The organism is Roseateles sp. P5_B10 (genome assembly GCF_056400485.1).
This window is the reverse complement of record NZ_JBFULE010000121.1, coordinates 1-11,023: the sequence shown is the minus strand read 5'-3', so window position 1 is coordinate 11,023 and position 11,023 is coordinate 1. Positions and strand designations below refer to the sequence as shown.

The 11,023-nt window shown below is 69.6% G+C and carries 10 protein-coding genes; 7 read left to right on the top strand and 3 right to left on the bottom strand.

Annotation, left to right across the window (positions count from 1 at the left end):
* Positions 1-61 precede the first annotated feature (61 nt).
* The gene (locus AC1DU6_RS10675; RefSeq protein WP_477857104.1) at positions 62-1,321 is read right to left on the bottom strand and encodes an MFS transporter; all 1,260 of its coding nucleotides are present in this window, start codon (positions 1,319-1,321) and stop codon (positions 62-64) included.
* A gap of 195 nt (positions 1,322-1,516) precedes the next feature.
* On the opposite strand from AC1DU6_RS10675, the gene AC1DU6_RS10670 reads away from it, so the two are divergent.
* The 4 genes from AC1DU6_RS10670 (at position 1,517) to AC1DU6_RS10655 (ending at position 6,311) form a co-directional block, all read left to right on the top strand.
* Positions 1,517-2,773, top strand: coding sequence for an ANTAR domain-containing protein (locus tag AC1DU6_RS10670; protein WP_477857102.1), 1,257 nt, complete (start codon positions 1,517-1,519; stop codon positions 2,771-2,773).
* 728 nt (positions 2,774-3,501) lie between these two features.
* Positions 3,502-4,398: a dioxygenase family protein gene (locus AC1DU6_RS10665; protein ID WP_477857100.1), complete on the top strand. Its 897-nt coding sequence runs from the start codon at positions 3,502-3,504 to the stop codon at positions 4,396-4,398.
* A gap of 84 nt (positions 4,399-4,482) precedes the next feature.
* Positions 4,483-5,190 (top strand): response regulator, encoded by a 708-nt coding sequence (locus AC1DU6_RS10660; protein ID WP_457319737.1) that lies wholly within the window; start codon positions 4,483-4,485, stop codon positions 5,188-5,190.
* The gene (locus tag AC1DU6_RS10655) at positions 5,184-6,311 is read left to right on the top strand and encodes an ATP-binding protein (protein ID WP_457319739.1); all 1,128 of its coding nucleotides are present in this window, start codon (positions 5,184-5,186) and stop codon (positions 6,309-6,311) included. The genes AC1DU6_RS10660 and AC1DU6_RS10655 overlap by 7 nt, the downstream gene beginning before the upstream one ends.
* On the opposite strand, the gene AC1DU6_RS10650 is transcribed toward AC1DU6_RS10655, so the two are convergent.
* The gene (locus tag AC1DU6_RS10650; RefSeq protein WP_457319741.1) at positions 6,308-7,204 is read right to left on the bottom strand and encodes an AraC family transcriptional regulator; all 897 of its coding nucleotides are present in this window, start codon (positions 7,202-7,204) and stop codon (positions 6,308-6,310) included. The two genes, AC1DU6_RS10655 and AC1DU6_RS10650, sit on opposite strands and share 4 nt — an antisense overlap.
* A gap of 97 nt (positions 7,205-7,301) precedes the next feature.
* Here AC1DU6_RS10650 and AC1DU6_RS10645 point away from each other — a divergent pair, with 97 nt between their 5' ends.
* Entirely contained in the window at positions 7,302-8,045 is a 744-nt protein-coding gene (locus AC1DU6_RS10645; RefSeq protein ID WP_477857098.1) for an SDR family oxidoreductase, read from the top strand.
* A 4-nt stretch (positions 8,046-8,049) separates the two neighbouring features.
* Here AC1DU6_RS10645 and AC1DU6_RS10640 read toward each other — a convergent pair whose 3' ends face one another.
* Positions 8,050-8,538: a cupin domain-containing protein gene (locus tag AC1DU6_RS10640; RefSeq protein WP_477857097.1), complete on the bottom strand. Its 489-nt coding sequence runs from the start codon at positions 8,536-8,538 to the stop codon at positions 8,050-8,052.
* 76 nt (positions 8,539-8,614) lie between these two features.
* Between AC1DU6_RS10640 and pdxR the strand changes: the two genes are divergently transcribed.
* Positions 8,615-10,060 (top strand): MocR-like pyridoxine biosynthesis transcription factor PdxR, encoded by a 1,446-nt coding sequence (pdxR, locus tag AC1DU6_RS10635; protein WP_477857095.1) that lies wholly within the window; start codon positions 8,615-8,617, stop codon positions 10,058-10,060.
* Between the two features lie 74 nt (positions 10,061-10,134).
* Positions 10,135-10,929, top strand: coding sequence for an MBL fold metallo-hydrolase (locus tag AC1DU6_RS10630; RefSeq protein WP_477857093.1), 795 nt, complete (start codon positions 10,135-10,137; stop codon positions 10,927-10,929).
* Positions 10,930-11,023 lie beyond the last annotated feature (94 nt).

Below are 11,023 nucleotides of genomic sequence, written 5' to 3'. Positions count from 1 at the left end.
TGCGCCCAGTGTGCCGAGCGTTGCGCGTCGGGCTGTCCCTCGCGCGAGGGGCAGCCGCGACTCAGATGCGTTGGTAATGCACCGGATCGGCGTCCTGGCCGGCCGTGGCGGCTTGGCGTGCGCGGCCACCTTTCTCGGCCCAGGTGCGCGTCCAGCGGATCTGCATGACGCGCATGACGCCCAGCATCAAAACAGCCAACACCGCGAAGACGACAAAACCCCACATATAAGTGCCCGCATGCTGCTTGGACATGCCCATCAGATTGGGCACCAGGCCGCCGCCCAGGGCGCCGATCTCGCCGATCATCGAGCCGGCCACGGCCGTGGCCGCGGGCCAGCGCAGCGGCACCAACTGGAAGAGGGCGCCATTGCCCGCGCCCAGGGCCGCGAAGCAGACGATGAGCAGCAGCGTCGTCAGCACGAGGGACCCGCTGCTCATGCCGATCAGGGCCAGCGTGATCGCGACGACGACCAGCACGAAGGTCAGCATGTTGACGCCGCCCCAGCGGTCCGACAGCCAGCCGCCCACCACGCGCACCGCCGCGCCCATGAAGGCCGCCAGCATGGTCAGCTGGCCGGCCTGCACCTTGGAGACGCCGAACTGGTCGTAGTAGTAGGTGGGCAGGAAGGTGGTGAGGCCGATGAAGCCGCCGAAGGTCACGCCGTAGATCAGGCTGAAGGCCCAGCCATCCTTCTCGAACAGGCAGGCGACGTGCTCGCGCAGCGAGGCATGCGCGTCGACATCGGGCGGCTCCTTGGCGAAGACGATCATGACCAGCATTGGCACCAGGATGGCGGCCGCCGCGAAGGCATAGACCGTCTGCCAGCCATAGGCCTGGGCCAGCGGCGGCGCGACGAGCACCGACACCGCCGTGYCGACATTGCCCGCGCCCACCAGGCCCATGGCCAGGCCCTTGTACTGCGGCGGGAACCAGCCCGAGCCCAGGCTCAGCGCCACGCCGAAGCTGGCGCCGGCAATGCCCAGCAGCACGCCCATGGCCAGCAGGTCGTCATAGCTCTTCACCATGAAGAAGCCATACAGCATGGCCACGGCGATCATGCCCATCTCGACCAGCGTCGCGTTCTTGCGGCCGATGTATTGCGACAGCAGACCGAGCGGGAAGCGCATCAGCGCGCCGGCCATGATCGGGATCGACAGCATCAGCCCCTTCTGGGCCGGTGTCAGGTGATAGGTCTCGCTGATGAAGGGCGCCAGCGCGCCATTGAGCACCCAGATGCAGCAGGAGAACGCGAAGTAAAGGAAGGCGGCGAACAGYGTGGGGCTGTGGCCGGCTCGTTTGAAGTTCTGGAATGCGGACATCTTGGGCTCTATCGTGCTGGCTGCACGCGCCCACGCCAACCCACCGGTCGCGTGCCAGGGCGGCAAGGACGTGCAGCGGGAGGGTTTCCGCACCATTGCGGGAACCACGGCCGATACTTGCAAGCCTCATGCCCACCCGCCGGCAACGTCGCTGGCCTGTTTCTTGCGCCGTTTTGGGGCGTGAAGCCTGAAGCCATGCCTGATACCGCCGCTCCTACCTCGCTGCCCCTGCTGCCCTCGCTGATCTGCAGCCCTGAACCGCCGCCCCAGGTGGCCGCTTTGCAGGCCCTGGGCTGGTCTGTGTGCACCGTTTCGGAGCTTGCGCCGCCCGCCGACGGTCCGGCCGTCGGGCTGCTCTGGTGCCCGGACCGCACCGCCTTGGCGCAGCTTCTGCACTCGGAGCGGGCTTTCGGCTTGCCCGTGGTGCTGCTGTCGCCGCCGCCTCAGGGGCCCGAGCGGCAGGCTGCGCTGGCCCGCGGTGCCGTGCAATGGCTGCCGGCCGATGTGGATGCCAGCGTGCTGGSCGAGGCCTTGCTGTGGGCGCGTGATCTGACTGCCCAGCAGCAGGCCCGCGAGCTCGCCGCCCAGGCCAAGCTGGACGAGCGCAAGTGGACAGAACGTGCCAAGGGCCTGTTGATGCAGGCCCGCGGCATCGACGAGGCGGCCGCCTTCGCGCTGTTGCGCAATACCGCGATGCAGACCCAGTCCAAGTTGCCCGAGGTGGCGCGTGGTGTCGTGCACACGAGCGAGCTGGCCGAAGCGCTGGAGCGCGCCGGCGCCCAGCGCATGCTGAGCCAGCGCCTCGTCAAGCTGCAGGCCCTGCGCCAGTGGCCGCGCCTCACGCCGCCCGAGCGCCGCGAGGCCCAGGCCCTGCTGGACGCGTCGGCCGAACGCGTGGCGGCCAATCTCGCCCGGCTGGCCGAGCTGCTGCGCCACGATCTGGCCGAGGAGTTGTCTGCCGTATCGGCCGCCTGGGCTCAGCTGGACGCCGCGCTGGCCAACCGCCAGCCCGACCTCGGCCGCAGCGACCGGGCAGCCCAGCGCCTGCTGGAAAGCAGCGAGACGCTGGTCGCCCGCCTGTCCGAACGCGCCGGCCAGCGCCCGGTCGGCCTGTTGGCTCAGGTCACGCGGCTGCGCTTGTTGAGCCAGCGCCTGGCCAAGGAGGGCCTGCTCGCCCAGGTCATGCCAGGCCACGACGCCAGCGGCCTCGCCGCGGGGCTCGATGAATTCATCAAGGCCTATGACGGCGTGCGCGCCGCGCCACTCGCAGGCCCGACGCTGCAACCAGCCTTCAAGGACGTGGACGAGGCCTGGCTGCTGCTGCTGCGTGGCCTGCGCGTCGAGCAGGGCGACGCGGTGCAGCGCATGCACCAAGGCAGCGAGAGGCTGCTGCAGGCGCTGGAGGCGTTGATTCAGGCGTTGCAGGGGTCGTTGCAGTTGATCTTGGGGTGAAGCTGGGTGGGTGCTTTTGCGTAGCAGGTGTTTGCTCGTTGCATTGCCGGGAGTCCGTCCCGGCGGCCGGGTAACTTTCTTCTGCGGCGCCAGAAGAAAGTCACCAAAGAAGAGGCGCTGAACCGCACACGAGCACCACACCGCCAAGTGTGGCGCGCGAAAACTCTCACTTCCGATTTGGGCAGACGCGACCCGCTGCGCTCTCGCTGCTGTCCCTGTGACGAGCGCCACGCATCGCCACTTCACGCCGCTTAACGCCGGCTGCACGCCGGGCTTATCAATGAAGGCGGCGTCGCTCGGGCGACGTGTCGGGCAGGTGAGCGCGGCAAGTCGCGTCGCCCGAGCGACGCTGCATCGGTCTTCCTGGTGAGAACGGCGTGCAGCCGGCGTTAAGCGGGCAGGTGGTGCGATGGATGGTGAAGGTGATAGGGACAGCAGCGAGAGCGCAGCGGGTCGCTTCGTCCCGCAAAGCCGGAGGACGTTTTCGCGCGCCGCTGAGGGCGGTGACGCGATGGCGTGCGGTTCAGGGCCTCTTCTTTGGTGACTTTCTTCTGGCCCCGCAGAAGAAAGTTACCCCGCCGCCGGGCGGGACTCCCGGCAATGCCGCGAGCAGCAAGCCGCACCGCAAAAGCAACCAAGCCATATTTCCACGCCGACACAATCTGTCGATTCCCTCGATACATCCGAGCGATGCAATGCCTCCATCCGACACTGCCGAAGGAGCTGCAATGCACCACGATCACGACGCCAAGCATGACCACGACCTGGGCCTGGCCCACGACCTGAGCCGCCTGCACCAGCAGGCCTTCGAGCGGCGGACCGCGCTGCGCTGGCTGCTCGGCGCGGGCGCCGTGTCGCTCAGCGGCGCCGGCGCGATAGCGCTGACCGGTTGCGGCGGTGGCGGCAGCAGCGCGACGAGCGACTCATCGTCTTCTTCATCGGGCTCCTCCGGCGGCAGTTCCGGCACAACGACCAGCAGCTGCTCCGTCATTCCCAGCGAGACCGAAGGCCCCTACCCGGGCGACGGTTCCAACACCGCCAACGGCAGCGTCGCCAACGCGCTGGCCCTGTCGGGCATCGTGCGCAGCGACATCCGCGCCAGCATCGCCGGCGCCAGCGGCATCGCCACGGGCGTGCCGCTTCAGGTCATCATCGAGCTTGTGAACACCAATGCCTCCTGCGCCGACCTGTCTGGCTATGCCGTCTACCTCTGGCATTGCGATGCGCTGGGTCGCTATTCGATGTACTCCAGCGGCGTGACGGGCGAGAACTACCTTCGCGGCGTGCAGGCCACCGCCACTGACGGCACGGCCACCTTCCAGACCATCTACCCGGGCTGCTACTCGGGCCGCGTGCCCCACATCCACTTCGAGGTCTACCGCAGCACGACGACGGCGACCAACTGGAACAACAAGCTGCGCACCTCGCAGCTGTGCTTCCCGTCGGACTCGAACACCGCCGTCTACGCCACCAGCGGCTATGGCAACAGCGCGGCCAACAACAATGCCATCAGCCTGTCCAGCGACGGCATCTTCAGCGACGGTTATTCGACGCAGCTCGCGACGATGACGGGCTCGGTCAGTGCCGGTTATGTGGCCCGTTTGAAAGTAGGTATTGCCGCATGAGTGGAATCGAGCGCCGGGCCGCCCCTCGCCGAGCCGCATCCCCTCGAGGGATCGGTCGGTGTACCCACCGGACGAGGGGCTGACATGCATTGCCTCGTTGTCGACGATGACGCCGAGATCCGCACCAGCCTGACGGTCTATCTGGAAGGCTTTGGCTGGCGGGTCAGTGCGGCGGCCGACGGACGGGGCATGCGCCAGCAGCTGACGAGCGACCAGGTCGATGTCATCGTGCTCGATCTGATGCTGCCCGGCGAAGACGGCCTGGCGCTGCTGCGCTGGCTGTCCACGCAGGCCGATGCGCCGCCGGTGCTGATGCTGACCGCACGCGGCGACACCATGAGCCGCGTCGTCGGCCTGGAGCTCGGCGCCGACGACTACCTCGCCAAGCCCTTCGAGCCGCGCGAATTGGTCGCGCGCTTGCAGGCCCTGGTGAGGCGGGCCAACAAGGGCGGCCAGACCCTGGCCGAAGACACACGCCTGCTGCGCTTCGGCCGCTGGCGCTTCGACCGCATGACGCGCCAGCTCATCAATGCCGACGACGTCGGCATTGCCCTCTCCAGCGCCGAGTTCCGGCTCCTCGGCGCCTTCGTGCAGCGACCGGGCCGCGTGCTCAGCCGTGACCAGCTCATCGAGCTGACCCGCGCACCCGGCGTCGAGGTCAACGACCGCAGCATTGACCTGGCCGTGTCGCGCCTGCGTGCCAAGCTCGGCGACACGGCGCGCGAGCCGTCGCTGATCCGCACCGTGCGCGGCGAGGGCTATCTTTTTGATGCCGAGGTGAGCCCGTGCTGAAGCCATGGAAAGACTGGGATCGCCTGGGTCTGCGGCTGTTCCTTTTGATGTGGGCCGCGTTGGCGCTGAGCCATCTGGCGGCCTGGAGCCTCGTGGCGCAGACGCTGCACGGGCCGGGCATGGACGGGCGCCCCGGGCCACCCCCGATGCATGCCAACAGAGGCCCGATTTCTCCGCCGGCTGGTGGCTTTGACGACGCCGGCCCGCCACCGCGCGGTGAACACGTCGCCCGCGTGCCCACCTTCCCGTCGCTGCCGCCCAGCTTGCCCTGGCGCTCCAGCCTGCTGGATTACGGTGTGCGCCTGCTCGTCATCGCGTTGGCGGCTTGGTGGGGTTCGCGCTGGCTGGCCCAGCCTGTGCGCCGCCTCGTTGCCGCGGCGCAGGGGCTGACGCCGGCGCTCGCCCAGGGCCGCCCGGCGCCCGCGCTCGATGAGGCAGACGGCACGCGCGAGGTGCGTGACGCCGCGGCCGTGTTCAACCGCATGGCGGCCGAGCTGAGCGGCCAGTTCGAGGAACGCGGCCTGATGATCGCGGCCATCTCCCACGACCTGCGCACGCCGCTGACGCGCATGCGGCTGCGGCTGGAGACGGGCGAGGTGGAAGCCGGCGTGCGCGAGCGCTGCGTGGAGGACATCCGCGAGATGAACCGGCTGGTGGAGAGCGTCATCGAGGTGTTCCGTCCCGCCGAGGCGGCCGAGGCCCAGCGCGTCGATCTGTCGGCCCTGGCCCAGTCCGCTGTCGACGACCTGGCCGAGACGGGCGCCACTGTCAGTTTCACCGGCCCGCCGGCTGTCGTGCGAGCCGATCCGGTCGCCCTGCGTCGCGTGGTCGACAACCTCGTCGGCAATGCGCTGCGCTATGCCGGCCAGGCTGAGGTCAGCGTCGATCTGTCGGCCGGTGTGACGCGGCTGGTGGTGGAAGACAACGGCCCCGGCATCCCGGAAGCCGAGCTGGAGCGCGTGCGCCAGCCCTTCCGCCGCGTCGAGGGCTCGCGCAATCGCCAAACCGGCGGCACGGGGCTGGGCCTGTACATCGCTCAGCAACTGGTGCGCCGGCAGGGCGCATTGCTGGTGCTCAGCAACCGGCCAGAAGGTGGGTTGCGCGTGGAAGTCGTCTTCTAGGCGCCTCGCGCATAGCGCGCCGGTGGCTGGCCCACGTGGCGCGTGAAGGCCACGCTGAAGGTGCTGGCCGAGCTGTAGCCGACGCGCTCGGCCACGTCGGCCACGCCCAGGCTCTCGTCGCGCAGCAGCCGCCGCGCCAGAGCCATGCGCCAGGCCAGCAGATAGCTCATCGGCGCGACGCCCACCGCGCGGTTGAAGCGTTCGAAGAAGGCTGAGCGCGACAGGGCCGCCTCCCTGGCCAGTGAGGTGACGGTCCAGGGCTGGGCCGGCGCTTCGTGCAATCGGCGCAGCGCGGCGGCCAGGCGCACGTCGGCCAGGCCGCGCACCAGGCCCGGCGACGCGGCGGTGCCGGCCGCACAGCGCAGGGCCTCGATGAGCAACACCTCCAGCAGCCGCGCCAGCACCTCGTCGCGCGCCGGCCGCTCGGCGCCGGTTTCGTCGATGAGCAGCCGTACCAGCGCCGTCAACCGCGGCTCGCCGCGCACATGCATCAGCTGGGGAAGCAGCGGGACCAGCAAGGCCGCATCCGGCGAGCCGAAGCTGCAATGCCCCACCAGCAGCCGCACGTCGGCTGGGACGTCCGCGTTGCCGACGCGGTAGCTGCCGTCCGCCAGCCGCTCGGGCAGTGTCAGGGGCAAGTCCGCCGCCGCCGGGCCGGCGCTGCTGGTCGTGAAGGGCAGCGCTGCGGGCACGAGGGCGAAGTCGCCGGCTTGCAGGTCCAGCGGCGGTTGCCCGTCGACCGTGAGGCGGCACGCGCCTTCCAGCACGACGGCATAGAAAGGCAGGCCGGCGTCCGTGCGGCGCACCCGCCAGTCGCCCGCACCGGCAACCACCTTGGAAAAGCGTGCGCCGGGCTGCAGGAGACCGACGACTTCGGCGAGGGGATCGGTCACGACAGGACGTTTGCCAATGTTTTGCGGACTTTTGATTGTAGGCAGTCCTGCTGCGTCGCCCTATCGTGGCGCATCCCCCAACCCCCAGGAGTTCCCCATGAAAACCGTGCTCATCACCGGCTGCTCGTCCGGCTTTGGCCTCGAAACCGCACGCCATTTCATCGACCAGGGCTGGCAGGTCATCGCGACGATGCGCACGCCGCGCGACGATCTGCTGCCGCGCAGCGAACGCCTGCGCGTGCTGCCTCTGGACGTGACCGACGCCGCCAGCATCCGCTACTGCGTGGACGCGGCGGGTCCCGTCGACGTGCTGGTCAACAACGCCGGCATCGGCCTGCTGGGCGCGCTGGAAGGCATCCCGATGGCACAGGTGCGCGAGATCTTCGAGGCCAATACCTTCGGCACGATGGCGATGACTCAAGCCCTGTTGCCGCAGATGCGCCAGCGCCGCTCGGGCGTCGTCATCAACGTCACGTCCAGCGTGACGCTGAAGGCGTTGCCGCTACTGGCCGTCTACACGGCGAGCAAGGCGGCGGTGAATGCGTTCACCGAGTCGCTGGCGCTGGAGCTGCATCCCTTCGGCATCCGCGCCTGCGTCGTGCTGCCGGGCCGCTCGCCCACCACCCGTTTCGCCGAGAACGCGCGCTCGCGCATGCAGGGCAGCATTCCCGAGGCCTATGCGGAGCTGGCCGAGCGTGTGTTTGCCAGCTGGGCGCAACAGCCGGCGGGCGAGGTCACGCATGGGCAGGATGTGGCCCTGGCTGTGTGGCGCGCGGCCACGGACCCCAGCTGCCCGATGCGCCTGCCCGCAGGTGCCGACGCGGTGGCGTTGGCGGCCTGACGGCTCAGGCGGCCGGGGCGAGGCGCGGCGTCAGGCCTCGCGACGCGCAGAAGTCACGGTAGCCGGCGATCACGTCGGCCGTCGTGATGTGCCGTTGCACCGTGCCGTCGGCCGCCACGTAGTCCACGTCGCCACGCACGATGACATGCAGCACCAGCACCTCGTCGCCGACCGCCTCCCAGCTGTCGACATTGCCGACGGGCTCGAAGACATAGTCGCCGGCGCCGATGACGCGGCCGTCGTCCAGGCGGCGCTGGCCCTGCAGGTTCAGGCCGTGCACCTCGCCGTGGTGGCGGTGCAGCGTCAACTTCGTTCCAGGCGTGAGCCGCATCAGCTCCACCCAGCCGCCATCGGCAAGGAATTGCAGCGGCAGCGACCACTTGCCCGGGCCTTCGGGGATCCAGGCGTCCAGGCCGGCGCGCTGCAATGCTGCGTCGACATGGGGCCGGACATGGGGTTGCAGGCCGTCGAAGGGTGTCGTCATCGCGCTCATGGCAATCTCCTGTGTTGCAGGGCGCTAGAGTGCCGGCTTGCATGGCTCCACAAAAGAGCCAAATTGAAGAGAAGACATGGAGCCAAGCCTGGAACTCGATCTGCAGCTCGCCGCGCGCGGTTCGCGCCTGGCCAGCCTGCATGCGGCGCTGCGTGACGCCATCGCCAGCGGGCGCCTTGCACCTGGGCTGCGCCTGCCGTCGTCACGCGAGCTGGCGGCGCAGGTGGGCGTGTCACGCAACACCGCGGTGGCCGCCTATGAGTTGCTGGCGTCCGAGGGCTGGCTGGAGTCGCGCGGCGCGGGCGGCAGCTTTGTGGCCGAGCTGCCGCGGGCCGCGGTGGGCGTTTCGGACCGCGCCAGCGTCGCGCCCTGGGCCGACAGCCGCTGGCTGCGCGGCGAGAGTGGCGGGTGGCCGGCAGCGCTCACCAGCGGCCCGGCACCGGCCTATCACTTCAAGACCGGCATGCCGGACACGGCGAGCTTTCCTTTTGACGTGCTGCGCCGCCTGCAGACGCGCGCGCTGCAGGCCGCCGCGCGCGAGCCGGCAAGCTACCCGCCGGCGCAGGGCCTGCCGGCGCTGCGGGCCGCCATCGCGGGCCATGTGTCGTCGTCCCGCGCGGTGGCTTGCACGGCGGACGACGTGGTCATCACGGCCGGGGCGCAGCAGGCCTTCGACCTGATCGCGCGCGTGCTGGTCACGCCGGGTCAGACGCTGGCCRCTGTCGAGAACCCAGGCTACCCGCCGCTGCGCGCGGCCCTGCTGGCTGCGGGGGCGAGGCTCGCGCCGATACCGCTGGACGCTGAAGGGCTGGTCGTGAGCGCCCTGCCGACGGAGACACGCATCGTCTGCGTGACGCCGTCGCACCAGGCGCCGCTGGGCATGGCGATGTCGCTGCCGCGCCGGCGCGACCTGCTGAACTGGGCCGCCGCGCACCAGGCCGTCGTCATCGAGGACGACTACGACGGCGAGTTCCGCTTCACGTCGCGGCCCTTGGACGCCTTGAAGACGCTGGACCGCGATGGCCGCGTCTTCTATGTCGGTACCTTGTCCAAGAGCATGCTGCCGGCGCTGCGCCTGGGCTATGTCGTCGCTCCCGCCTGGGCACGCGAGGCGCTGGTGGCAGCCAAGCATGCGGCGGGTTTTGGCACGCCGGCGCTGACGCAGGCGGCCGTGGCCGACTTCATCGCCGAGGGCCATCTGCTGCGGCATGTGCGCCGCATGCGGGGCGAGTACGCCGAGCGGCGCCGCGTGCTGGAGCAGATGCTCAAGCGCCATATGGGCGATCGGGTGGAAATCTTCTCCGCCATTGCGGGCCTGCACCTGGCCGTGGCGCTGCCCGGCGTCGATGCCGACGAGCTGACGCGTCGCGCCTGGGCCGCCGGCGTCGGCGTCGAGCCGCTGAGCCGCTACTGGCTGGGCGCGGGCGGTGTGCAGGGGCTGGTGCTGGGCTACGGCAGCGTCACGGCGGCGCGCATTCCCGAGGCCGTGCGGCGCCTCGCAAAAGCGCTTGGCACCCTCTGAATCGCTGAACTTGGCTCTGTGACCGGGCGACCGGACTGCCTAGGCTGCAGGCCTGGCAAATCACGGAGCACACGATGGCCCACTTCATGTGCCGCACCTGCGGCACCGAACACGACGACAGCGCCCAGCCGCCGGGGCTGTGCCGCATCTGCAGCGACGAGCGCCAGTACGTCGGCTGGCAAGGGCAGGTCTGGACGACACATGACGAGCTGGCCACCCTCCACCGCAACCGGCTGGAGATGGATCACGCGCTGTTCGGCATCGGTGTCACGCCGGGCTTCGCGATTCCGCAGCGGGCGCTGCACCTGCCCGACGCAGGTGTGTTGTGGGAGAGCACGGCCCTCGTCACAGAGGAGGCGGTGGCTGAGCTGAAGCGGCGCGGTGGCGTGGAGCGCATCGCGATCTCCCACCCGCACTTCTATTCGGCCATGGTGCGCTGGAGCGAGGCGTTGGGCGGCGTGCCGATCTTCGTGCACGAGAACGACCGCGAGTGGGTGGCGCGCTGTTCGCGCTGGGTGGAGTTTTGGCGCGGCGACACGCTGGACCTGGGCCGCGGCGCGACGCTGTTGCGTTGCCCGGGGCACTTCCCGGGCAGCACGGTGCTGCACTGGTCTGGTGGCGGAAAGTCGCTGTTGCTGGCGGGTGATGCGCTGCATGTGGCGCAGGACCGGCGGCATGTCAGCTTCATGTACAGCGTGCCCAACCATGTGCCGGCAAGGCCGGCGTTGGTGAGGGAGACGCAGGCGAGGCTGCGGGGTGTTCAGTTTGACGACGTGTATGGGTTCACGTGGGGGCTGAACATCATTGGCGGCGCGAGGGCGGCGGTGGATGCGTCGTTTGAGCGGTACTTTGAAGTGGTAGGTGGGTAGGTAGTTGGTTGGATGCTTTGCGCAGCGGGTGTTTGCTCGGTGCATTGCCGGGAGTCCCGCCCGGCAGCGGGGTAACTTTCTTCTGCGGGGCCAG